Source organism: Methylomonas sp. MED-D (assembly GCF_050276835.1).
Lineage (GTDB): Bacteria > Pseudomonadota > Gammaproteobacteria > Methylococcales > Methylomonadaceae > Methylomonas > Methylomonas koyamae_A.
The window spans coordinates 2,929,104-2,954,708 of the sequence record NZ_CP189965.1 but is presented as its reverse complement, the minus strand read 5'-3'; the positions used below and the strand labels follow the sequence as shown (position 1 = coordinate 2,954,708).

Here is a 25,605-nt window from a genome sequence, read left to right as displayed (position 1 = left end):
TCCAAAACGATCGGCTTTTGGCGCTCAACAGGAATGGATGCGCCAGCAATCAGTGAATCCGCGACTCAGTCGCGCGGATATACTATAGCCCTCGGTATAGCGATACCGCAATCCGGTTTTTCTAGCGCTCGCAGGCGCCTGGCTATTGCTTTTGCAACAAATAGCCGGAATAGGCGATCAGCTCCCGGCCATCCATTTTGACGACGCGCAGGGTGTCGCCCATGCCCCGGCCCAGACCGTGGGTAATGGCCTGCTCGTCGTCGATGGGTTTGAGCGCCCAAGTCTGTTTTTCAATGTCGAAGCTGGGTAGCGCGTATTCCAACACCAGAAAACCGTTGCGTTCCCGCAAGGCGCAGCGCTCCGGAACGATCGCTTCGCCGTCGGCTAGATTGACGATGCGGTAGTCGCCCAAGCGCCGCCGCCAAGCCGCCGGGATCGCGGTCGGGACGATTTTTTCGCCGATCGGAATGGTCTGGCCTTCGGTATGAGCCAGCAATACCCGGCGCCCCGCAATCTCGGTTAGTGACAGTCCGACTTCGGCCAACTCCTCCGGTTGGATGGGAATAAAGCCCAGCAGCCAATAGCGAATACCGAATTGGCCGTCCGGGCGGACCACGATGTCCAACGAGTTGCCGTTCAAATCGGCGGAAATGCCGTCACCGGTATTCGAAGCATCGACGTAGCCCAACATCGTCGCGTAGTGGCCGCCGAATTGGTTTTGTTCGGCCGAGGTCGGTGGGCGGGTTTCGATAGCCGGTGTTTCGGTTTCACGGAAGGCTTGGCCGGTTTTGATCGCGACCGCCAGTTTCAGCGCGGCGTTGTTGATCTTTTGCAAGGCTTGGTTGGGCGAGTTGCTGAGCACGACGACGCCGATTTTGTGGTCGGTAGCCAGGCTCAACAAACTGAATTGGTACAGCGTCGCGCCGCCGTGTTCGGCAATCGGCCCGATGTTTAAGTTGTCCCGCAACATCCAGCCCAGACCGACCTTTAGGCCGGCATCGAGCGGCACATCGGCGTTTTGCGGTTTCAGCATGGCCGCGACGGTTTGCGGTTTCAATAGCTGGCGGCCGTCGGACGCGCCGCCGGCAAACACCATCGTCATGAAGCGGCTCAGGTCCAACACACTAGCATTCAAGCCGCCTGCCGGCATGTCGCGTAGCGGCGCTTCGGGTTTTTCGTCGCCGAACCGGTAGGATTTCGACGCCAGTTCGCCTTCGAGTCCCGGCGCGAATCGAGCGGTGCGCATGCCCAGCGGTTTGAGTAATTGCCGATCGGCATAGACGCTGAACGGCGTGGCGCTGACCGTTTCCAGCATCGTGCCCAGCAAGGTTACGCCGAGATTGGAATACGAAAATACCGTGTTGGCCGGGTTGCTGACGTATTCGGATTTGAGTTGCTCGACCAATTGTCCGAACGGCCGAGGGTGATGCGTCCACATGCCGTTGACGATGTCCCCCGGCAATCCGGAATGATGGCTCATGATGTTGCGCGGCGTGATCGCGGCGGTATCGGCAAACCGCGATTTGATCGAAAAGTTCGGCAAATAACGCTGTAGAGCTTGGTCGATATCCAGTTTGCCTTGCTCGGCCAATTGCATCACCAATGTATCGGTAAACAACTTGGAAATCGAGCCGACTCTATAAACGGTCTCGGCCGATGCCGGCACGTCGCGTTTCTTATCGGCGTAACCAAAGCCTTGCGACCACACCACTTGCTGGTCATCCACAATGGCGATACTCAAGCCTTCGATGGCTTGTTTGTCCATTTGGGTTTCGATCAGCCAACTCAAATAGGTCTGCAGATAGCGGTAATCGCCGGGTTGCCAAGTCTCCGGCCGGGGCGGTGGTCCGCCCGCGCAAGCGGACAGCACGATCAATAAGCCGAGAAATACGGGAATTCGGGATTTCATGGTTGAGGTTTGCTCCATTAAAGTGGTCTGAGAGACACGGGTTTGGGCAAGGATAGACTCGGCGGTTTACAGCTCGCCGCGTTCGATTTCATCCAGATAGAGAAATTCCGGGGCCTTGACGCCGGCTTGCCGGCGAATGGCCACCAGTTCCGCCGATTCGAAAAAGCGCCGGGCGCTGTCCAGCGACGACCACTCGGAAAAATGCACGACGCGGTTGGCGTCGTCGGCTTGACACAGCAATTGATAGCGACGTTCGCCGGCATGTTTACGCATATCCGCCGCTTGGTCGAAAATGGCTTTCCAGGCCGGATAGGCTTCGACTTCGTGGATGATCAAGACATAGGGCATGGAGGTTTCTCGGTAATGGTTCAAGGTCAATTTTAGTCGCGGCGGCCGAATCGCGATTCGCAAAAAGGCGGCGTGCGGTGTTCCCCGGCTACAGCCGGTTGGTCTTGGGTTAGGTAACGTTAGTCGCGATTCCGGCGGCGGCCCCCAAAACGCCCTAACACTTGCCCGACAGACCGTGGAGTTTAAGTCAAACCCGGCGGGCTCGCATGTGCCGAAAGTCATGCTTGCTTGCATGACTCCAGGCGCGCGACGTCGCGGCGAATAACTGCCGACGCTCTTTAACCTGGCGAAAAAATAGCGTTTTTTCAACCGATAAAGACGCTTCCATCACCACTAATTTCCGCTAGCGCACCCGCGCGCACTCTCCGAAATGCCCTCCGCGGGTAGGATATTTTTCCAGCAACGAGTTAGGTACTCTGTCCCAGTTGCGAAATTCCGGGTTGACCCGGCGACAAACTCGATCGAATCCAACAGGTCGCAGCGACTGAATACAAGCGCGATACCCGAGATCGTAGTCCGGCAACTTCCAAAATAACCTTAACTTCTGGAGAAACTTTATGAAAGCAAATAGCACAATGCCGCTAATCGTTGGATTGGTCATGGTTGGCTTAAGTTTTACCGCGACGCAAGCTCATGCGGCCGGCAATGCCTGCATCGCCGTCAACGGCGGATTCGGGAATGGTGGCACCACGTTCGTGGGTAAGGGATTCTCGCTACCGGGCAACGGCTCGTGCGGAACTTGGTCCGGCGTCGTCAAAACCGGTTCATCGGTGGTACTGACTTCCAGCGGTAGTGCGTGCACCTCCAGCGACGGCGTGATTTTGACCTTGACGATGCACTCGACCGATCCCGCGTATTTTGGCAACGGGGAAACGGCGGCGGTCGATCATATTCAACTGTGTCTGAAAGGCACCACAAACTGCCCCTACGGCCAGTATTCGCACGGCTATTTCAGCGGTCCGGTCGAGCGAATCAATTGTACGACCGACCTTATCACGATACCGTCCACTCACGACTGAGCAGGCACGCGTCGGCGTGACGGCGCGCAGTTTGATAGCCGAAATGAGCGATTGTCCTGGCAAGCGGACAATCGCTTGCTCGCGCGGCGAGCATTTTCAAACCCTTTCGCTTCGAAATATCCCCCGCGCGGAGGATGTTTCCCCACCGGCTCGGTCGTTATCCTAGAACCAGCCTAACGTTTCGGGGCCGCGTAATACTGAACCCGCGTGGCGGGCCGACCGGGGCATTCCTAAGGTGAACGGCACCGGAGCACGGAACACAGACGAATGATCCGGGCGGTCTTAGGCATACGGGTTGATCGTGGCACGCGCCCGAAATTAAGCGGTTGCCCACGCCTTACTCGGCATCAGTTCAATTAGAAAATAAAAGGCATAACGATGAAACAAGGTCCACAACATTGGAAACTGAACCAGCTCTGCTCCGCATTTTTAGCGGCCGGATTGGTACTGCAAATTTGCCCGGCTTGGGCGCAAACCGACACCGGGATCGGCAGCAATGGGATGTCGGGCGCGGACGGTGCCGCCGGCAATCCCGGTAGCGCCGGCGGCAACGGCAACGCCGGCGATAGCGCAACTGCGAAAGCGGGCTTTCCCGTCAATAACGATACTGCCAATAGCGCAACGGCGACCGGCGGTAGCGGCGGAAATGGCGGTAACGGCGGCGCGGGTAACCCGCCTGGCTCGAACGGTGGGAAAGGCGGTTCCGGCGGTAACGGTGGTAACGCCACTGCGCAGGCCTCCACTAGTATCTCCAGCTATGCCGAGGCCAACGTCACCGCGAACGCTACCGGCGGAAATGGCGGTAACGGCGGATTGGGTGGCTCGGCGAGCGGCGAGGGCGGAGAGGGAGCCGGTGGTAACGGCGGTAACGGTGGCACCGCAGTGATCGGCGCGGTCGCGGATAGTACCGGCGGCTTTTTAGTCCTGGATGGGACTGCGACCGGCGGTAACGGCGGCGATTCTTACGGCACAGGCATAGCCGGCAGAGGTGGGGCGGCGGTGTTTGGCGTTTCGCCCATCCTTACCCTCTACGGACACTCCCTGATTTCGGCCACGGTGACCGGCACGGCCAACGGCGGCAACGGCGGTAACGCGCGGGGTGCCGGCATTGGCGGTGACGGCGCCTCGGTCAGCTTGACCGACAAAGTTTCAGGCGATACCGCCGAGATCGTGCGATTGACTCAAACCGCCCACGGCGGTAACGCGGGAGGCAGCAACGGCGGTTCGGCTGGCGTCGCTGGTACTGCCAACAGTAGTTTAAGCAAAACCACCAGTTCCAAATCCCTGCAAATTTATAGCAACGCCCAGGGCGGTGACGGCGGCTATTTGCTCAATGCGGTTAGCAGCGAGGCCGGTGCCGGGGCGGATGCCACCACGACGGTTAATGGCATCAATACCGCTGTCGGAAACAATAGCGATACCGATGCTGGCAGTAATGCAACCGGCGGTCACGGCGGTGATTCCAACAATCAGCGCAACGGCGGCGCGGGCGGTAAGGCCCAAAATAACACGGCCGCCGCCGGCGATAGCGCACATGCCGGTGGCGAAGCGATCGGTGGTAACGGTGGCGATAGTTATGGCGGTAGCGGCGGTTCCGGCGGTTCGGCCAGTAGCGTTAGTAGTGCGGTTGGCACCACCGACGCCGACGCCAATGGTTACGCGACCGGCGGAAATGGCGGCTTGAACCTAGAGGAAAACGGTACTGGCGGTGTTGGCGGCGCCGCGAGTTCTTCAGCTAACGCCCAGGCTACCCACAATAACAGCCAGATTAGCGCGGACGCCACCGCTTACGGAGGCCATGGCGGGGCCAGCTATGCCAATGGCAACGGCGGCAACGGCGGTACGGCGACCACAGCCACCAGCGCCAAAGGCGCCGGCACTGGGGCGGTGCAAGTGGATACCCGCGCTTGGGGCGGCGACGGCGGTACCGGCCAGGGTTTGGGCAACAAAGGCGGTGCGGGCGGTACCGCTTCGGCGCAAGCCAGCGGCACATCCACCGGCAACGGCGATGTCGCGGTGACTCTCGACCAACGCGGCGGCAAGGGCGGTTGGGGCTACCTCGGCGCCGACGGTGGCGTGGGTGGCGATTCCATTGCCGATAATTTGGTCAGCGGTTCGACCAGCGGTGCATTGAACTTGACGCAATACGCCAAAGGCGGTGATGGTGGCAATGTCAGCAGCATTATTTTTGCGCTAGGTGTCGGCATCGAAAACCATCCCGCAGGCCAAGCCGGTAGTGGAGGCCAGGCAAAATCGGTGCTGAACAATGTCGATGACGGAACTGGGATGGTCACCGGAAAAAGTAGCGCCGAAGGCGGCGCGGGCGGCTTGGCCAGCGCCGCCGGCAACGGGAATGGCGGCAATGGCGGCGACGCCAATGCGGAGATCGCGCTGATTCACGGCGGCAGCGTCAATGCCAGCGCCCTGGCCGGCGGCGGCAACGGTGGCGATTCCAACACCGGTATCGCCGGCAACGGCGGCTTGGCCAACTTGGGTCTGGACTTGGCTGCCGCGTACGGAGAATCCACCGGCAACGGCAGGGTCGAGGCCACCGGCGAGGTTCACGGCGGCCACGGCGGTTCCGCCATCGCGATCGGCACTGGCGGCAACGGCGCATCGGTGACTTTGATGAATAAAGTCGACGGAAAAACCAGCGGTGACTTGATATTGAATCAAACCGCCTTTGGCGGTAATGGCGGCTCCAGTAAGGGCGGCACAGTCGGTTCGGCCGGCAGTGCCGACAGCCGGCTAAGCAAATCCGCCGCAGTCAATGCCTTATCGCTGTACAACTACGCAACCGGCGGCAACGGCGGCAATTTAAATGATGCGTCGAGCGGCGCGGCCGGTGCCGGTGCGGTGGGTAGCTCGTTGGTCAGTGCCGACAACAGCGCCGGCTCGGTTTACGCATGGGGTAGCGCAACCGGCGGCGACGGCGGCAGTGCCAACAATGGCGCGACCGGCGGCGCGGGCGGTCAGGCCAACAATACGGCCAAGGTCGCGTCCAGCGGCGATAATCACCAAGCTACTGTTTCCGGTCACGCCTTGGGCGGCCTAGGCGGCGTCAGTTACGGCGGTCGGGCAGGCGCGGGCGGCTCCGCGATCAGTACCAGTTATGGCACCGCTTCCGGCAATAGCGCTGTCACGGTGAGCGACAAGGCGCGAGGCGGGAATGGCGGCGCCAATCTGTTCGGCGACACCAACGGCGGTAACGGCGGCGCGGCCAGCTCGTTGGCTAACGGCAATAATACCGGCACACAGTCGGTGTCCGTGACTTCGTTTGCTTATGGCGGCGATGGCGGCCAAGGGCATGGCAGTGGTAGAGCCGGTGCCGGTGGTGGCGCCAATTCGCAAGCGCGGGCGTCGAGTACGGCCGGCCATGCCAGCGCGGCGGCGAATGCCACAGGCGGCAGCGGTTACGGTTTCACTTCACCAATCGTCGCCACCGCTTGGGCGCAGGGCGGGAACGGTTCGTCCGCCAACGCGACGGCCGGCCAAACCGGCGTTCAGCTGACGGCGGCGGCCCACGCCGATAGCGTTGCGAGCGTCAGCGAAAGCCGCGCCGCCATCGGTCAAGTACCGGCACCGAAAACCGATGCAGCCGGTAAGCAAGCGGTTGCGTTCGGCACCGCACTGCCTCAAAACGCCGATGTTTCAGCACTGCTGGCCGGCAATCCGACGGTGTTGCACGCCTTCGACATTGGCGGTAGCAGTCAGGTTTGGCTGCAAGGGACTTTAGGCGTGTCGAATACCAGTTCCGACGCCGCTTATCACGATTACCATGCCAGTCTTACGCTAAATCTGGACACCTCGTCTTATGCGCCGGCCCAGCATCTGTTGCTGGGTCTACTTAGCCCCGAGTTCGGCATTGCCGCCTTGAGCGGCGGCGATACGCTGTCCTTCTCCATCGACGTGATTGGCGCCACCGCTCATTCAAGTGCCAGCTATGATTTCAGTGCAGCCGATGCGGCGGGCGCGGCGAATTTTTTCGACGATAAGACGCTGGATGTCGGCGACTGGAGCAGTTGGGTCAGTAACAGTGATAAAACACTCACGCTGACCTTTAACTTGGACCTGCACAGCCACACCTACGGCACGGGTCTGAACTTCGATCTGATTGCCGGCAATTCGACGTTGGGCTCGGGCCCGGTCGCGTCGGTGCCGTTACCGAGCGGCCTATGGCTATTTGGCTCGGCGCTGCTGGGCGCGCTCGTCCGAGGCAGGTATGCGCGAGCGGGCGGTAAATTCAGCTAGCAGACGAAACCGATAGAGCCTCGCATTGAGAAAGCCCCGCGTTCCGGGGCTTTTTTATGTGTTGAGCGTGGGTGGGCGGCTCGCTAGTCAGGCAGGATTCGGGTAGCTCGCCGCGATCGCGGCGTGTGGCAGTCGCGGCCCAAAACCCGGTGTAGGGCTGGCCTGGGCGCCTCGAGATCAGGCTGGCTTGTGGTCGGCGCTTTCAAACCGGTCGGCGTGATCTCGAGAATAGGTCATTTCCCGCAATCCGCGTGAAATGACCCAACGCGTAAGTTTATCCGGCGCGCTTAGTGACGGCTAAGTGCTTGTGTCAGTGAGAGATTACATTGTGGTCCGGTTTTTGCCGAGCTAACTCCGGCTGCGGGCGCGGTTCGAGTTTGACGCGGGCCGGCGGGTTTGCCCGGAGGCGCGGTTCTCGTGGAAGCGGTTACGCCGCGCGAATCCGCCGTGGCGGCGGTATCCATAATGTCGGCATTGATTTGCCGGCTGCAGTTAAAACGGCTTAATCGATCATTTATCAATCAATATCAAACACAAGGAATTTCACAATGAAGCATGTATTACGCACCGCTATCGCGGCCGGCTTGGCACTGACCGCGATCGGTTCGGCCCAGGCCAATACCCTCAGCGTCGACGGCACGCTGTTCTTGCAAGCCGGCGGTACCACCTTCGATACCTGGAAGGTCGCCATGACCACCGCCGGCAGTTTTAGTGTCGATGTGTTGGCTTACGAAGCATCGCAAAGCAACGTCGCGACCGCCGGTTATTTCGCGGCCGATCTGAACGGCGACGGCGAACTGACTTGGCTGGACCCGGATACCCATTGGTATTTGGACGACGGTTCCGCCGGCTTGACCGCCGCCAACCATTTGGCCCGTTGCGACGACATCGCCAACAATTGCGCGACCGTCAATACCCCCACGATCAGCTTGGTCAGCCGAACTCAAGTGCAGGGCGCGGCGGACGGTTCGATTCACTTCCGTCGCGATCCGGCCTTCGACATTACTCTGGCCGCCGGTAACTACCAATATGTCATGTCCGATTATCGCTTGACCGACGCCGAAGCGGCGGCCGGCATCAACTCCGGCGATAGCTTTTCGGCGCCAACCGGCTTCGTCAATCCGATTTTGGATCACGGCGACTACCGGATCACTTTCAGCTCGGATACCTTGCATTTCGCGGTCAGCGGCAACACCATCACCGTCTCGCAAGTGCCGCTACCCGGCGCGGTCTGGTTGTTCGGCAGCGTTTTGGCCGGTTTTGGCGTAACGGTTCGGCGCAAGGCGCGGGTGGCTTAAAATTGGCCGATGTTTGCTCCGCGACACCGGAGCGGCCGGCCAGGCCCTACCGTTTTGGTGTTTGTCGGTTATGATGCCGCCTCCCGCGTTAACCACGATTGACGATGACGATATCCGCCCCGGCCAGACCCGGTCGTAACGATCCCTGCCCGTGCGGCAGCGGTAAAAAATTCAAACATTGCTGCGCCGAGAAGGCCGAGGCCGGGAGCGGCGACTCCGACCCGAAGCAATTGTTGGAAACCGCCCGCTACCACGCCTATCAACGTCGCGACTTTCTCGCCGCCGAACAGACTTATCGGCAAGTATTGGCGATCAAGCCCAATCACGCCGAAGCTTTGGCCGGCGTCGGCCAAGGCTTGTGTTGGCGGCATCGGCTCGCCGAGGGCAAGCAATATCTGGCCAAGGCCGCCAAGGCCATGTTGCGCCAACCGGAAAAGATCGACGCTAGGGTCTTGCTGGAATTCGCCGAGCAAATGCAAATGTGGGGCGACATCGACTTAGCGTTGCAATTGGCCAGGGCCGCCGCCAAGCGCATGCCGGTCAGCGCCTCGGCGCAATATGCGATCGCCGCCTGTTTGCACCGCTTGAACCACACCGATCAAGCCATCGCCCAGATGCAAAAAGTCCTGCAATTGGCGCCGAGCGACGCCGGCTGCCAAATCCTGATGGCCTTGCTGGAAATCGACAAGAAACGGATGGACGACGCCGGCGGGCGGCTGGAGCGGGTCGTTGCCGCCGAGCAAAATGGCGGGCAGTTGGCGCGGGCTTGCTTGGAGCTGTCCAAGGTCTACGATAAACAACAGCGCTACGCCGAAGCCTTCGAGATGTTCTCGAGGGCTGGCTTGTTGGCGGCGGCTAGTCCGGAAGCCCGGAACGTGGACGCCAATTATCTGTTCGACCGGATCGCCTTGTTCAAACACGGTTACGACGATGCCTTGCTGGGACGCTGGCGCGTAACCGACTTTGCCGACAATTTGCCGGTCCCGGCATTCTTGATCGGATTCTTGCGCTCCGGTACCACGCTGACCGAGCAAGTGCTGGCCGCGCATCCCGAGGTACTGACCTCGGACGAAAACCACTTGATCGAGGAAGTGGCACAAGAGTTGGCCGCGGCGACCGGCATCGCCGGCGATACGCCGGCCGCGCTGAAAGCCCTGGATATTGCCGGCGCGCGTCGCTTGCGGGCGTTTTACTGGCAACGCGCCGCCGAGGAATTCACGTCGGCCGCGTTGAAAAAAACTTTCGTCAACAAGGTGGCGCTAAACAGTATCGAAACCGGCCTGATCGCCACTTTGTTTCCGGAAGCAAAAATTCTGTTCGCGGTGCGCGATCCGCGCGATGTGTGTTTGAGTTGCGCGATGCAATCGTTCGCGTTGGCGCCGGCCACCGTCAATCTGCTGTCCTGGCGAGGCATTGCCCGCCAGTACGCGGCGGTGATGGATTTGTGGCTGAGCCTGCGCGATCGGATCGCCCCGGTTTATCTGGAATTGCGCTACGAGGATGTGGTCGACGATTTCGAAACCAGCTTTCGGCGGGTGTTCGAGTTGTTGGGCGTCGAGTGGCGCCCGGAAGTGCAACGCTTCCACGAGCGTTCGGCCGGCCGTTACGTGGCCACGCCCAGCTTTGGGGCAGTGTCTCGGCCGATTTACCGTAGCGCCGTCGCCCGTTGGCACGGTTACCAAAGCCAATTTCAAACCATCCTGCCCATGCTGGAGCCCTATCTCAAGGCCTTCGGTTACGTCTGATCCTCGTGCCGTCGAATGATGTAGTGATTTAACATAGTTCAATAGCGGGAGGCCGCAATGCGCGAGTTCGGCCTATCGACAGCCTTTTGATTCTAAAAAAATTTTAGCTTACGGCGTTAATTTTGCTGGCCGGTTCGGTTCAGCTGCCCATTCGGACGTAATCAAAACCGGCGACCCATGTCATTTCACCCGCATCAATCGTTGCAAGAGCTGTACGTCAGTTGCCACGGCGAGCTGGAAGCCGTGCTGTTTTCGCGCGTGCGTTGCCGGGAAACCGCCGCCGACCTTTGCCAGGAAGCCTTTGTCCGTTTATGCCGCAGCGACGATCTGGGTAATGTCGGCAATCTGAAAGCCTATTTATTCCGTACCGCGCAGAATCTGCTGTTCGACCACTACCGCAGCCAGACCGTACGCAATAACGCGATCGTCGATTGGCCGGAAGATGAGCCGCCGGAAGCCGAAGATCCGCGTTGCGCCGAGACCGTCGCGCTGGCGGAGCAGGATTTGGATAGGCTGATCGAAGCCATGACCAGCTTGTCGCCTTTATGTCAGCGGATTTTTTATTTAAACCGCTTCGAGGGCATGAAGCAGCGCGAAATCGCCGAAACCCTGAATATCTCGGTTCGCACTGTCGAGGAGAACGTCAAAAAGGCGCTGCTGCATTGCGCCAAAACCCTGGATCAGTCCTAGCCGGTGATGTGGTTCCGGGCTTGGGCCTCGTCTATGATATATCTCCCCCACCGTTCAACCAGGAATTGACCATGTCCACCGAACCGATGCCGGATGATGCCGAGCGTTTGCTGGAACAGGCTTGTGCTTGGTTGAGTAGACTGCATTCCGGTGAATTTCCCGTGTCCGCGCGGCAAGAGCTGAATGCCTGGCGCGCCGCCGACAGCGCCCACGAACAAGCCTGGCAACGCGCCGAAGCGCTGTGGGCGGGCTTGGGACAACTGCGCGGCCGCCGCATCATTCCCGGTGCGCAACCGTTGCCGGGGGAGGGGAGCTTACAAGCCAAAATTCAACCCTCTCCCCCTGGGAGAGGGCAGAGTGAGGGGATGCAAACTAACGCCTTGACGCATTTTGATTCCCTCGCTCCAACCCTCTCGGTAATCGATCCCGACATTACCCTATCTTCTATATCGATGCAGTCGTCCCGAGAAGAAAGCGAGCTCTTACGACAGTCTCCAGGGCAAGGTGGCAGGCAAGCGCAGGCAGCGGATGTGCTGGCTGCAAGTTCGGTTGCCATACTGGATTCCCGTCTGCGCGGAAATGACAGCCTCAGGGATTTTAAAGACAGCGTTGACAACAGAACGCACCGCCGACGCCGTGGCCGATCCTTAACTTTGGCTGTGGCCTGCTGTGCATTGCTGGCTACCACGTTGAGCGTGCTGTATCCGCCGGCATTCTGGCGCGCGGACTACTCGACGGGTAAGGGCGAGCAGCGCAGCGTGACTTTGGCCGACGGCTCGCGGGTGATGCTTAACACCGCCACGGCCCTGGCCATCCACTTCGACGCTAGCACGCGCCGGGTGGAGTTATTAGCCGGCGAAGCGTTTTTTGACGTGGCTAAAAATCCGCAACGGCCGTTCGTGGTCACTGCCGCCGGCAGCGAAGTGCGGGCGGTGGGTACGGCTTTCGCGGTAAAGCGACAACCCGAGCAGACCGAAGTCGAACTGGTTGAAGGGATAGTTGAAATACAAGACGCGGGGCGGAAACACCAAGAACGCCTGACGGCGGGACAGTCCGCGTCGATAGGCGCCAACAGTATTGCGTTAAAAAACGCCGGCCAACCGGACGGCATGGCGTTGTGGCGGGCCGGCTATCTGCAATTCGACGGCTTGCCGCTAAGCGACGCCATTGCCCAAATCAACCAATACCGTCCCGGCCGCGTCGTGTTGTTGGATACGGCTTTGGCCGACAAGCGCATCAGCGGTCTGTTTCGCTTGGATGCGCTGGATCAAGCCATCGCCAGTTTAAAAGCCGCCATCCCGGCGCTGCAAATAGTCAGCATCACGCCCTATTTGGTGGTGTTGCGTTAGGCGCTGTTCACACCCCGCCCTTCTCCCGACGCACAAAAACCCTCTCTTGCTGGACGACTGCAGGGATGCAGGAGGTAGGGCAACGCTGGCAGCAGTTGCCGAGAGGGTAGGGTGATGAGAGTTAAAACAACGGAGCCGGATGGGTACGACTGCATGGATGCAGGAGCTAGAGCAACGCATGGAGCAGTTGCCGAGAGCGCAGTGAAACCCATCATCGAGAATTTGTTCCCGCCTCATATCATTTTCCAAGTCCACCACGACACCCCAAGTATTAAGGCTTTGTTCGCGTTAATGGTTGAATCAGATCGAAGCCGTCATCCCGGCATGGATTGCCGGGATCCATGGCACAAGGATGTGTTGAAACTTTGCCATCCGTGGCTTCTGGGCCCCGGCAATCCATGCCGGGGCGACGCCAACGATAAACGCGAACCGTCCATTCCGAACTCTCCCAACAAAAAATCCATAATCGCCCGATGTGGGTTTTTAAAAAGTTTCCGTCTTAACTAACACCAGCCCAATTGCTGCCGTGTAACCCGACCGAAACTAGGAGTATCCATGTCCAACGCAAAGTATTGCAATCATTCAGCCGGCAAGGGCCGGCGCCATGCCGCCAAAGCTGTCTTACTCGCGGCGTTGATCTCGCAAACCGCCCACGGCGATGCCGCCGCTGGCAAACACCATTTTGACATCCCCGCCCAGTCGCTGAATCAAGCCTTACTGATGTTCGGCAGGCAAAGCCAGCAACAATTGATGTACGGCACCGACATCGCCGACAACCTGCGCAGCCGCAGCTTGCAAGGCGACTATACCGCCGCCGAAGCGATCAGGATTTTATTGGGCGATGCGCCGTTACAGGCCGTGACGACCGGGGACGGGGCCATCACCTTACAGCCGCGAGCGGCGGAGCTGCACAACAATCTGGGGCCGCAGACCATGCCGGCGGTGCAGGTGGTGGGGAAGGCGGCTTATGATTCGACCGATCCATATAACCCGGATTACAGTTTGCCGAACGCTTCCACCGCAACCAAGACGGACACTCCAATTATGGAGACTCCATTATCGATACAAGTTGTGACTAAAGCTGTTATGCATGACCAACAAGCGATTCAAGTCGGTGATGCAATTAAAAATGTTAGCGGCGTGTTCCAAGGTTTTACATTTGGAGGATTCTCCGAGCAATTTATGATTCGAGGTTTCAATACTAATTATGCCAATTATGTAGATGGAATGAGATGGCCGGTCAGCAGAGTTCCATTGGCAAATGCAGAGAAAATTGAAGTCGTAAAAGGTGCCGCCGCAAACTTATATGGGCGCATAGAACCAGGTGGCATGATTAATGTGGTTACGAAAAGACCTCAAGAGAAACCCTATTATTCGTTAGAACAACGGTTTGGCTCATACGATTTATATCAAACCCTTGCAGATTCGACGGGGGCTATTAATCAAGAAGGTTCCTTGCTGTATCGAATTAATTTTGAATATTTGGATAAAAACTCATTTCGTGACTTTGCATTTACAGAGCGCACCTACGTTGCACCATCTTTGACCTGGAAAATTAGTGATCGCACCCAACTTGATTTGGACTTTATTTATTCAAACGAAGATACATTAGAAGACCACGGGGTCGTTGCATCCTCCGTGACTCGAAGACCGCTTGATATTCCAATATCCAGATACTTAGGGGAGCCGTCTATAGATAAAAGCAATACAGAACTATTTAGTACAGGCTTAACTCTGAATCATGAGATTTCGGAAAATTGGAAAGTAAATGCACAATTTAAGCATATTAACCGCGATGTTTTGGATCTTCAACACGCGGCGCCAGGAATAATTAATATAGCTACAGGAGAACTTGCAAGAGCATTCTGCTGCGGCCCAGGAACTCAAGATGTTTTAGGTGGCATCCTTAATATCACCGGTAAATTCGCAACGTGGGATATAAAGCATAGTGTATTGGTAGGATGGGACTATTACGAAATGAGAAGTTCCTTTAATGGTTGGTTTTTGCCTCCCGCTATATTTGACGGGCAAGTTAATTCAATAAATATTTACAATCCTCAATATGGTCAATCAGGTGTTGACCTGGCTAGTATCCCCAAAAATGATTTTTCGGATCAACGCTTAAGCTGGAATGGTGTTTATTTTCAAGATCAGATGACTCTGTTTGAAAAACTACACATCCTTGGAGGCGGACGCTACGACTGGGCAAATAGAGGAAGCGGCTCCTCTTCAGTTTCGCTAAGTGACGCAACCTCAAGTTATTCGGATATTGAAAATCAAAAATTCAGCCCAAGAGTAGGGTTGCTATATCAACCTTGGCAATGGCTTTCGTTGTACGGTAATTTTGTTGAGTCGTTAGGTGCCTCTAATACTAGTCCAGGCGTAGGTGGAAATATACTTGCGCCAGAGTCTGCAGAGCAATTCGAGGCGGGTTTTAAAACCGAATTTTTAAATAAACGGTTAAATTCATCAGTGGCGTTTTATCAGTTAACCAAACAGAACATAAGTGTACCAATCGCGGGAACAAGGTTTGCGCAAACAATTGGTGAAGCACGTAGTCGAGGCGTCGAAATTGATATTTCAGGACAAGTTGCCGATGGATTGAATTTGATTGCAACTTATGCATATACCGATGCCAATATTTTGAGCGGTGATAACGCAGGAAATCGATTATGGAATATTCCCAGAAACTCGGGCAGTTTGTGGGCAAAATATGATATTCAGGAATCGGCATTACATGGCCTTAGTGTTGGTGCTGGCGTTTATTTCCAGAGCGAACGGCAAGGCGATAACAGTAATAGCTTTCAATTGCCTGGTTACGGCAAGGTAGACGCTCTACTGAGATATCAATTGCCTATTGTAAAGGCAAAAACTACTTTGCAGTTTAACGTGGAGAATTTGCTAGATCACAAATATTATTCGGCGACTGATAATAGTAACTCATTTTTAAATCCAGGTGCTCCTCGTACTTTTATTGGGTCGGTTAAGGTTGAGTATTGAGTTTTCATAATTTTTAACCCGCGTATGGCGGAAGCCGGCAGGCGTTCCGCCGTATGCCGATCATGTTGCACGAGGATGTGAGGAATGCAGACATTGCTAGGGCAAAGGTCTGTTTACTCGCCCAGCCCCAACTCGGTTTATGGCATCAATTGAATCCAATCCCGAGACGGACAGGCTGTGTCCGGCCTTATTTTACTCTGAAAGTCATTGTGGGAGCGACGCATAGTCGCGAATTAAAACGATGCATCGCGACTATGCGTCGCTCCTACGGAAGCCTTTGATTTGCCGGGGCGATTGCCAAGCCTTCATGAGCGTTAGGATGGATGATGGACTGCACACCTTATAGCTTGAACCGCGAGGCTATTCAGACTTGCACTCACGCTCAAACGCTTGGCGAGGACGGCAAAACCCCCTGTGAACCAGCCTAATAGCCTTCAGCCAATCGCCAACAAACGCTGGCAAAAGGTTGACTGATTGATCCCTCTTGATGGGCTAAGCCCGAAAATCCCGCGTCCTCTCGCTATTGCTCGCCCCCTCGCCGAGCATAGGCAAAATAACGCTGATGCGGATGCCCATAGCCCGGATACGCAACGTACCGCCACAGGGTAACGGCTTGACCGTCATGCGATCGTTTAAATCACGCCGAACGTCGCGGTCGCGAAATTGAATCAAGTCGCCGTAGGGCAAGGGTATCTTTGCTGTCGCCGAGACACGCGCTGCTGCTAAGTGGTTGGAATATCGACTATTCATGCTGATTTTGCAGCAGCCCGGCAACATGTATATCTTATTTATAGATTTCTATTTCAATTTATATCGTTTTTCATCGAATAACGAGCCTCTTATCATCTCCCCAACGTCGCCGGCCGGGTCCGGCAACGGAGCGACTCAATAACGTCCCAGTCCACCACCTCGGGGAGGCGATATGGCAACCGAAACCAATAACCGTTCGTTTAAGCCGGGCAATCACAACGAGATTGCCCTACAGATCGCGGAGATTCTGCGAGACATCCGCTTTGGTTCCATCGAGGTCGTCATTCACGACGGCCGGGTCGTGCAAATCGACAAGCGCGAAAGATTCCGAGTAGCCGACCCAAAAATACCGATTTGATCCGGTTGCTTTCAAGCACTTATTCGATTCGACCGGATCGCCGGAGATATGCCAGCCAAATAACAATAACGACCTTCTGACCGGAACGCCGGAAGCAAGCGATAACAGGAAAACACCACATGACTCATGTTAAACGCCGCCTATTGGTGGGCGCGATCGGCTCGGCGCTATTCGGCGCCGCCGATGCCCAGGCCGCCGACGCCCAAGCGCTGGAGCAGCGCATTCGCGAACTGGAAGCCAGACTGGAACGCTTCGAGAAAGCGGCCGCCGCGCCGACCGCTGTCGCACCGGTCGCGCAGTCGAATCCGGAAGTCGAAAAGCTCAATCGCAAGATCAATACGCTGGAACGCAAATTGGAAGTGGACAAGGAAGTGGCCGCCAGCGCCGCCAGCCGCGCGCCTAAAGTCGAAGGCGGTAGCGACGGCTTTCGGATTTCCTCGGCCGACGGTAAGCATCAAGTCCGGATTCGCGGCGCGGTACAAACCGACGCGCGCTTTTTCACGGGCGGTAGTTGGACCGGGGCGACCGCTTCCAACGGTATTAGCGGCGGTGCCGAAACCGACAAGTTCGAACTGAAGCAAGCCCGGATTTGGTTGGAAGGTAAATTTTGGGACAGTTTGTATTTCAAAATCATGCCGGATTTCGCGGCCACCAACATTCTGCCAGACGCCTACCTGGATTACGCCTATTTGCCCTACGCCAGCTTGAGCGTCGGTAAGCAAAAAACCCCGCTGAGCTTGGAGCGCTTGCAAGGCGACTCGGACGGCATGTTTCTGGAACGCGCGTTCCCGACCTATCTGGCCAGCAACCGCGATGTCGGCGTGATGTTGCACGGTTCGTTCGCCACGCCGGGTTACAAGGCCGATTACGCCGGGCCGGTGGATTTTCGCAACTTCGTCAGCTATCAACTCGGCGTGTTTAACGGCTCCGGCGACGATGGCAGCATCGATAAAAACTCGCCGGATACCGACGACGACAAGGAATTTATCGGTCGCTTATGGGTACATCCGTTCCAACACGGCGGCAACAGCTGGCTGGAAGGTTTAGGCCTGGGTGTCGCCGGTACTTGGGAACGGCCTAGCTTGCAGGCCTTGAAAAACCAGGGCACGCCGATAGGGCGATCCACGTTCTTGAATTACAACAGCATGCGTAGCGCCTATACCGGCACCTTGCAGGCCGATGGCGTGCATTACCGGGTTTACCCGCAAGCCTATTGGTATGCCGGTCCGTTTGGCGTCATGGGCGAATACGTGTTGTCGGCTCAGGAAGTCATCGCTACCCGGACCGGTCAAACCATCCCCGGCGTGCGTAGCCAACTCAACAACACGGCGTGGCAAGTGCAGCTTTCTTACGTATTGACCGGCGAAGACAACACCTTCCAAAGCGTCAAGCCGATTCGGCCGTTCAACCCGTTGGAGGGCAGTTGGGGCGCCTTGCAGGTGGCGGCGCGCTGGAGCGAGTTCAATGTCGATACGACCGCGTTCAACTACCTGAATCCGGCGAAGTCGGCCAAGCACGCCACGGCTTGGGCGGTGGGTTTCAACTGGTTCCTAAACCAAAACGCCCGAATCATGGCCGATTACGAACAAACCTATTTCGACGGCGGCGCGGGTTTATCGGCCGCGGCATTTACCAATCGTCCGTCGGAGAACGTTTTCGCCACGCGCTTCCAATTGGCGTTTTAACAGGTTCGTCATGGCGGCCGGAGGCCGGTATCCGCTGCTCCCAGGACGGGAGGTTAGGCCGAGGCACGGCCGCACGGATAGCCGCACGGGATGCGGACATGGCAACAATTTCATCGCAATAGCTTTTGAGAGATCACTTATGAGAAACAGATTATTCGGTTTGATCGCCGCCACCTTGTTGTCGGCGGCGGCAAGCAAGACCTTCGCGGCGGACGTGACCTTGTTGAACGTGTCCTACGATCCGACCCGCGAATTCTATAAAGAATACAACCAAGCGTTCGCCAAATACTGGAAAGGCAAAGCCGGCGACAACGTCACCGTCAACCAGTCGCACGGTGGCGGCGGCAAGCAGGCCAGGGCGGTACTGGACGGCCTGGAGGCCGACGTGGTGACGCTGGCGATCTCGGCGGACATCGACCAATTGGCGCGCCGCAACCTGATTCCGGAAAACTGGCAAAGCCAGTTGCCCAACAATAGCGCCCCTTATACCTCGACCATCGTGTTCGTGGTGCGCAAGGGCAATCCGCAGCATGTTAAAGATTGGAGCGACTTGATCAAGCCCGGCCTCAGCGTGGTCACGCCGAATCCGAAAACCTCCGGCGGCGCGCGTTGGAATTACATGGCGGCTTGGGCCTATGCCCTGAAACACAACAACAATAGCGAAGAAGCGGCCAAGGACTTCGTCGGCAAATTGTTCAAGAACACCTCGGTACTGGATACCGGCGCGCGCGGTTCCACCACCACCTTCGCCGAGCGCGACATCGGCGACGTGTTGATTACCTGGGAAAACGAAGCCTATCTGGTGTTGAAGGAATTCGGCGCCGACAAGTACGAAGTCGTCACGCCCAGCTTCAGCATTTTGGCCGAACCGCCGGTGACCGTCGTCGAAGACGTGGCCCGTAAACACGGCACCACCGAAGTCGCGACCGAATACCTGAAATATTTGTATGGCAAGGAAGGCCAGGAAATCATCGCGAAAAACTTCTACCGCCCGATCGATAAAGAGGTGGCGGCCAAATACGCCAAACAGTTCCCGGCGTTGGAGTTGGTGAGCATCGCTCAGTTGGGCGGTTGGCCGGAAAATCAAGCCAAGCATTTCGCCGACGACGGCATTTTCGACAAGATATACGGACGCTGATCGCGGCCGAAACGCAGGAGGGCAAACGCATGGTGCAAACCACGATCGAAGCAATACGGGACGACCTGGAACGGGTGTTGTATCTGGACCTGGACGAATTCAAACTGGAAGTGGAAGCGGCGCAAGTGCTGAGCCGCTACATCGGACTGCGCTTGCGCAGCGAGTTTCAGCCGATCTTCGATACCTCGACTTCGGAGGGCTTGCTGGGTTACGAAGCCCTGCTCAGACCTTCGACCGGCATCGAAGCGGTGTCGCCGGACTTCGCATTCGGTTGGGCCGACAATCAAGATAAATTGGTGAAGTTGGATCGGGTGGCGCGCACCTTGCACATGCTCAACTATCTGGAATTGCCCGAGGAGCGCGGCCAATTGTTTTTGAACGTACACCCTAAACTATTGGTCAGCGTTAATACCCACGGCAAGGTGTTTGAACATATTCTGCATCTGCACGCGGTGCCGACCACCCAAGTGGTGTTGGAAATCATGGAAAACGCGGTTGACGCCGATCGGGCCTTGGCCGAAGCGGTGGAGAATTATCGCGATCGCGGTTTCAAAATCGCGATCGACCACTTCGGCAGCCGCCATTCCAATTTGGATAGGCTCTGGCATTTGGCGCCGGATTACGTCAAATTCGACGCCGGCCTGATTCGGGAAGCCGAGCGCGGCGGTAAAATCCGCCGGGTGTTGCCGAAGTTGATCGAGGTGGTGCAGGCCTTGGGCGCCCAGCCGGTCATCGAAGGCATCGAAAACGAAATCCAGCTCGACATCGCGCTGGATGCCGGCGGCAAATTGTTGCAAGGTTATTATTTAGGTCGGCCCGCGCCGGCCGCCGCCTGGCACCAAGCCAAGGCGTCGCGCCGGGAAAACCCGTTGATGCCGGGCGCGCCGCATCATTTCGGCAGTTTCAGCGTCTCCGCCCAATACGGCATGTAAGGCGGAACCCGCGATGCGCTGCGATACGGTTTCATGGTGATGTCCTTTCTCGTGGCATCTTGCTCACGCCGCCGTCAAGGCGGCTTTTTTTTGCATTGCATCAGCCCTGATGGGGAACCGATATGGCTAACTGGTTTACCGACAATTCCGCTTCGATAGGCCGCACGCCGCTGGTCCGGCTGAATCGGATCGGCCGCGAGCTGCCGGTGACAATCTTCGCCAAAATCGAAAGCCGCAATCCGGCCTATTCGGTGAAATGCCGGGTCGGCGCGGCGATGGTTTGGGCCGCCGAACGGCAGGGCTTGCTCAAGCCCGGCGTGACCTTGATCGAAGCCACCAGCGGCAATTCCGGCATCGCATTGGCGGCGGTGGCCGCCGCGCGCGGCATTCCGATCACGCTGACGATGCCGGATACGATGAGCCGCGAACGCCGCGTATTGCTGGGCGCCTACGGTGCCAAACTGTTGTTGACCGACGGCAGACTGGGCATGCGCGGCGCGGTAGAAGCGGCTGAACGGCTGGCCGCGGCCGATCCCGATCGCTATTTGCTGCTGGAACAATTTAAAAATCCGGCCAATCCGGCGATACACGAACAAACCACCGGCCCGGAAGTCTGGCAAGACAGCGCCGGCGCGGTCGATGTGTTCGTCGCCGGGGTTGGCACCGGCGGCACCATCACCGGCACCGGACGATTTTTGAAACGCCAGGGCAAGCAGATCGAAACTGTGGCGGTGGAACCGGCCGCCAGCCCGGTGCTGAGCCAAACCCGCGCCGGACAGGTCTTACAGCCCGGTGCCCACGGCATTCAAGGCATAGGTGCCGGCTTCGTGCCGGCGATACTCGACCTGGACCTGATCGATCGAATCGAAACCGCCAGCGAAACCGAGGCCGTCGAATACGCCCGTCGTTTGGCCAAGGAAGAGGGAATACTGGCCGGCTTGTCCAGCGGCGCCGCGTTGGCCGTGACGATGCGCTTGGCCGCGTTGCCCGATTACGCCGGACTAAGCTTCGTCGTCATGCTGCCGGATTCCGGCGAACGCTATTTAAGCTCGGCCTTGTTCGGCGCTTGAGGATGGGCAAATCCTGACGCCGTTTTATTCTACTTTGTCGGATTTGTTTAGGACCGTCATGCCCGCCGGGACGCGGGCATCCAGTACCACGGATGGTATGGCTTAAATCCGTCTATGACGTCTGAATTCGCTCCGTGCTCTAACGGGCCAGGCCATCCATGCCGGAATGACGATGCTTATTGAGTAAGCTGACAAAGTAGAATTCAGGACTTGCGTTCGATCCGCTAGAACCCTTGCCGTCGGAGCGGCTCCAGTCGCGTCGTAGCCGCATCGACCGAAACATCCCGTTCCAGTTTCGATGCGACATCACCCCCGATTGAACTTTCACTACCGGTTCCGGTATTCATAAACGATTGCGATCAACGGCCAATGTTTCGGCGTTGATGCCGGTTCGGCGCAATCCGGTCGATCGAATGTGCGGCGAAGCATTCGATCCGCGTATAAAACCTAAATTATCCAGGAAATATCATGAGTCAAACTACATTCGCTAAAACCTTACTCGGCCTGACCATCGCCGCGGCATTCAGTCACTCCGCCATCGCCGAAGACACCTGCTTGGGCGCCACGGTGACCATTCATGCCGAAACCGCGATCAAAAAGCTCGACAAACAAGGTAACGAAGTCGTGATGGGCACCAAGGGCGACGACGTCATCATGGGCACCGCCGGCAACGACATCATCGACGGCGGCAAGGGTAACGACTTGATCTGTGGCGGCGGCGGAGACGACACGCTGAAAGGCAATCACGGCAACGATCAATTGGATGGCGGCACCGGTAACGACAACCTGATCGGCGGTAACGGGCATGACAGCTTGTGGGGTGGAGACGATAACGACACGCTGAGCGGCGGTAACGGCAATGACCAACTCAACGGCGGATCCGGGGATGACAGCCTGAGCGGCAGTAACGGCAACGACACCCTGCAAGGCAATGCCGGCCGGGATACGTTAAACGGCGATAACGGCAACGACGGCCTGTACGGCGAAGACAACAACCTGCGCGATCGCAATAAGGACGGGGTAGACGACGATGCGTCCGATGCGGACGACGATACCAGTGTCGATGCCAGCACCAGCGGCGACGATAGCTTGTGGGGCGGCAACGGTAACGACGACCTGAACGGAGGCCCCGGCAACGACAATCTGTATGGCCAGAACGGCAAGGACAGTCTGGACGGCGGTCTGAACGAAGACAATCTGCTTGGCGGCAACGGCAAGGATACCCTGAGTTACGACAGCGACGACGTTAACTTGGACAGCGGCAAGGGCGCCGATCTCTGCGTGCTGAAAACCGAAGCCAACGGCGAAGTCGAGCAGGAATGCGAGCATGGCCCGGAGCAGGACGTACGCGAGCACGGCGCCAACCAGGCTTGCGTGCTGACCACCAAAAAGAACGGCGAAACCGAGCTGGAATGCGAGCATAGCTAAACCCCAACCGGCAGCGGCGCCGGTTGGGGCCGCTGTCGGTTTGACCTTGTTCGGCGCGCCGTCATCGGAGCGCCGACAGCCCAGATCAACGTCCTTTCCTCCAAGCTGGCGGCGTGCTTCGGCGTCGCGACCGGCTCTCGAAGATAGTTTGCCTTGGCTTAGCCACCGGGTTTGCATGTCGCGGGCCTCGTTCCGCTCCGACCACTGTAGTGGAATCTCAGCGAGACTGCTGGCTTCGACTCCGCTCAGCCAGCGGGTTAATTCGGCTCAACGCAGCCGGCGGGTTACCGTGGTTCCGCCTCAGCCAGAGCGGGTAGACTCTTCCTAGCCGCCGGCTTACTTTGATGGTGAGCCTTTTACTTCTCGGCGTTGGTAACCACGGTAGCCCCATCGTCCTATCCACGCGGGCAATAGAGGTTCCCAAGATGGACCCCGCAACTACGCGGCCCTTGTACCCCAACGTCAATGGCTGCCGGCTCGACCGCGACCTGGAGTTGCAGGTTTAGACGGATGTCAGCAAGGCATTCGGGCTAGGATGTACAAATCAATGTATTTTCTATGTATTTGGGCTGACGGCTTTGATCCGGAATGTCGGCTTCGCTCGGGGCGGTTGGTTGGGTTCCCTTCGGCTTCGCTCAGGGAACGTTGGCTCCGCTCAGGGAACGTTTGCTCCGCTCGGGGCAGGGTTGGTTCCGCACGCTCCCTGAGCGGAGTCGAAGGGGCGTGCGGGCCGGCCGTTTCTAAGCTAGTCGCGGTCGTGGTGGCGGTCGTCCCGGTCGAAGTCGAACAGCGTCATTAAGTCGCCGACCGCCGGGCCGTTCACGGGCCGGTAAGGGTTTTCGGCGCGCGCCAGCGGATTGGGCAGATTGTCGCGGCTACGCGGCGAAATCGTCGGCAAGTGCCAGTTGCGTTCGATGAATTTCAAGATCGACGCATGATCGTTGTAGGTATGGTCGACGTGGCCTTTCTTGGCGTAGGGCGATACCACCAGTAGCGGAATCCGGGTGCCGTCGCCGAAGAAATCGACGGCTTGCACATAGCCGGAGTCGTAATAGCCGCCGCCTTCGTCGGTGGTGACGACGATGGCGGTGGAAGCCCACAGCGCCGGATTGCTCTTGACTTGAGCGATCAGGTCTTGCAAGAACATTTCGTATTGATCGGCGGTGGAGTCGGCGGGATGGCCGGCCAGGGCTTCGAAGGGACGTACGTAAGACACCGCCGGCAAGGTGCCGTTGGCAACGTCGGTCAGGAAGGCGGAGTAGTTTTGCAGCTTGGCTTCTTCGGACGGGTTTTTCATGATGCTGCTGAACCCGGTCAGCGGGTCGCAGATGCCGCAGTAGGCGTGGAACAGCAACGGTATGCCGTTGACGCCGCCGGCAAAGGTGGTGGCGTCGTCGCCCCGGTCGGCACTGTAATATTTCCAGGAGACGTTGTGAGCGGTCAGTACGTCGGCAATGGTACGCAGGCTTTGCGGCGGCAGCGTGAATTGGTCGGCGCCGAGCGAGCGGGGGCTGGCGCTGGTTTGGTTCCAATACAAGTTGTAGTTGTTGACCAGATAGTAATGGTCTTTTTCGCAATTGTTTTTGCGCAGGCCTTGGCGGATCAGCTCGGCGTTGACGGCCGCGACGCCCGGTTGGGCCGAATCGGCGCAATTGACGTAGGAGCCGCCGCCGTAACCGTCTTGGGTGTAGTAGTTGTTGCTGCCGGCCACCGGATTGGGGTTTTCGATTTGGTTGGCCCAAGGTTTTGCGGCGCTGCCGTCGAGTTTGGTCGGGTGGGTGAAATAGGCCGCGTGGCCGGTGACCAGGGCCAGGAAATTGGCGCCGGTACCACCCTGGACGGATTGGTGGTAGTTGTCGCTGATGGCGTAGGTGTCGGCGAGGGCTTTGAAGATAGGCGCGTCGCCGGTATTCATATTGTAAAAGCCCATCGAAATGGCGCCTTCCATCGGATTGAAGCCGCCCGCCGGGTAGGGTTTGCCGTCGGAGCCGGTGCCTATGCTTTCTTCGACCCACACGAATTTGTCGTGTTTGCCGCCGTCGAGGTCTTGCCACATTTGAAAGAACCGATGCACCGGGTCGCCGGTGTATTCGTTGTAAGGCACGTATTTGCTGATTTGATAGGGGCCGTTGGGCAAGTTGCTGGGAAAGCGGTTATCCAACACGCCGGCGGTTTGGCCGATGGCGTAGGTGGTATAGGGTTGCGGTAAGCCGAGGTCGTAATCGCCGATGGATTCGGTGACGACCCGGTAGCGGTCGGTGGCGCTGCCGACCCGTTGCTTGGCCAGGTCGAAGCGGGGGCCGGGTTCGCCGTCGGCGGTGATGATGCCTTTGCTGAGCAGGTTGTCGATGTGTTGGCCGCGTTTGGGTTGATAGGCGCCGAACAGGTTGTCGAAGGTATGGTTTTCGCCAACGATGACGATCACGTGCTTAATCGGCGTGGCGGTTTTATGTTCGTCTTGCGCTTGCGCCGGGGCGCTAAGCATTAACGCCGACGCGACAGCCGTCGTCAGCGGATAGATAGAGCGGAATTTCGTGGTTCGCATGGACGATCACTCCAAATTCGAATGCATCAAGGGAGGGTTGCGCCATCACGATGAAGGGATGGCATGCGGCAGCCTAAAGCGTGTTTATGA

Annotated in this window: 17 protein-coding genes; 14 read left to right on the top strand and 3 right to left on the bottom strand. The window is 57.8% G+C overall.

Going from position 1 to position 25,605, the window contains the following annotated elements:
* Positions 1-142: 142 nt before the first annotated feature.
* Together ACQE3E_RS13060 and ACQE3E_RS13055 are read right to left on the bottom strand one after the other, a co-directional pair.
* Positions 143-1,909 (bottom strand): serine hydrolase domain-containing protein, encoded by a 1,767-nt coding sequence (locus ACQE3E_RS13060; RefSeq protein WP_313730143.1) that lies wholly within the window; start codon positions 1,907-1,909, stop codon positions 143-145.
* Positions 1,910-1,975: 66 nt separating this feature from the next.
* Positions 1,976-2,257: an antibiotic biosynthesis monooxygenase gene (locus ACQE3E_RS13055; protein ID WP_313730144.1), complete on the bottom strand. Its 282-nt coding sequence runs from the start codon at positions 2,255-2,257 to the stop codon at positions 1,976-1,978.
* Between the two features lie 557 nt (positions 2,258-2,814).
* Between ACQE3E_RS13055 and ACQE3E_RS13050 the strand changes: the two genes are divergently transcribed.
* The 14 genes from ACQE3E_RS13050 (at position 2,815) to ACQE3E_RS12985 (ending at position 22,970) form a co-directional block, all read left to right on the top strand.
* Entirely contained in the window at positions 2,815-3,276 is a 462-nt protein-coding gene (locus tag ACQE3E_RS13050) for a hypothetical protein (RefSeq protein ID WP_157197923.1), read from the top strand.
* A 378-nt stretch (positions 3,277-3,654) separates the two neighbouring features.
* Positions 3,655-7,527, top strand: a complete 3,873-nt coding sequence (locus tag ACQE3E_RS13045) for a beta strand repeat-containing protein (protein ID WP_427500619.1) — start codon at positions 3,655-3,657, stop codon at positions 7,525-7,527.
* 548 nt (positions 7,528-8,075) lie between these two features.
* Positions 8,076-8,825 (top strand): hypothetical protein, encoded by a 750-nt coding sequence (locus ACQE3E_RS13040; protein ID WP_064030256.1) that lies wholly within the window; start codon positions 8,076-8,078, stop codon positions 8,823-8,825.
* Positions 8,826-8,929: 104 nt separating this feature from the next.
* Positions 8,930-10,570: a sulfotransferase gene (locus ACQE3E_RS13035; protein ID WP_427500618.1), complete on the top strand. Its 1,641-nt coding sequence runs from the start codon at positions 8,930-8,932 to the stop codon at positions 10,568-10,570.
* Between the two features lie 177 nt (positions 10,571-10,747).
* Entirely contained in the window at positions 10,748-11,260 is a 513-nt protein-coding gene (locus ACQE3E_RS13030) for an RNA polymerase sigma factor (RefSeq protein ID WP_083385966.1), read from the top strand.
* Between the two features lie 71 nt (positions 11,261-11,331).
* Positions 11,332-12,609: a FecR family protein gene (locus ACQE3E_RS13025; RefSeq protein WP_313730147.1), complete on the top strand. Its 1,278-nt coding sequence runs from the start codon at positions 11,332-11,334 to the stop codon at positions 12,607-12,609.
* A gap of 201 nt (positions 12,610-12,810) precedes the next feature.
* Positions 12,811-13,116, top strand: a complete 306-nt coding sequence (locus tag ACQE3E_RS13020) for a hypothetical protein (RefSeq protein WP_427500617.1) — start codon at positions 12,811-12,813, stop codon at positions 13,114-13,116.
* Positions 13,117-13,164: 48 nt separating this feature from the next.
* Entirely contained in the window at positions 13,165-15,609 is a 2,445-nt protein-coding gene (locus tag ACQE3E_RS13015) for a TonB-dependent siderophore receptor (protein ID WP_313730149.1), read from the top strand.
* A gap of 922 nt (positions 15,610-16,531) precedes the next feature.
* Positions 16,532-16,717: a YezD family protein gene (locus ACQE3E_RS13010; protein WP_071158324.1), complete on the top strand. Its 186-nt coding sequence runs from the start codon at positions 16,532-16,534 to the stop codon at positions 16,715-16,717.
* Between the two features lie 119 nt (positions 16,718-16,836).
* Positions 16,837-18,402: an OprO/OprP family phosphate-selective porin gene (locus ACQE3E_RS13005; protein ID WP_168029203.1), complete on the top strand. Its 1,566-nt coding sequence runs from the start codon at positions 16,837-16,839 to the stop codon at positions 18,400-18,402.
* Positions 18,403-18,541: 139 nt separating this feature from the next.
* The gene (locus ACQE3E_RS13000; RefSeq protein ID WP_313730150.1) at positions 18,542-19,540 is read left to right on the top strand and encodes a sulfate ABC transporter substrate-binding protein; all 999 of its coding nucleotides are present in this window, start codon (positions 18,542-18,544) and stop codon (positions 19,538-19,540) included.
* A 29-nt stretch (positions 19,541-19,569) separates the two neighbouring features.
* Complete coding sequence (locus ACQE3E_RS12995; protein ID WP_313730151.1) at positions 19,570-20,472, top strand: EAL domain-containing protein; 903 nt, start codon at positions 19,570-19,572, stop codon at positions 20,470-20,472.
* 122 nt (positions 20,473-20,594) lie between these two features.
* Entirely contained in the window at positions 20,595-21,542 is a 948-nt protein-coding gene (gene cysK / locus ACQE3E_RS12990; RefSeq protein WP_313730152.1) for a cysteine synthase A, read from the top strand.
* A 468-nt stretch (positions 21,543-22,010) separates the two neighbouring features.
* Positions 22,011-22,970, top strand: coding sequence for a calcium-binding protein (locus tag ACQE3E_RS12985; protein ID WP_313730153.1), 960 nt, complete (start codon positions 22,011-22,013; stop codon positions 22,968-22,970).
* Between the two features lie 745 nt (positions 22,971-23,715).
* Here the strand turns inward: ACQE3E_RS12985 and ACQE3E_RS12980 are convergent.
* The gene (locus tag ACQE3E_RS12980; protein ID WP_313730154.1) at positions 23,716-25,515 is read right to left on the bottom strand and encodes an alkaline phosphatase family protein; all 1,800 of its coding nucleotides are present in this window, start codon (positions 25,513-25,515) and stop codon (positions 23,716-23,718) included.
* Between the last annotated feature and the right edge of the window lie 90 nt (positions 25,516-25,605).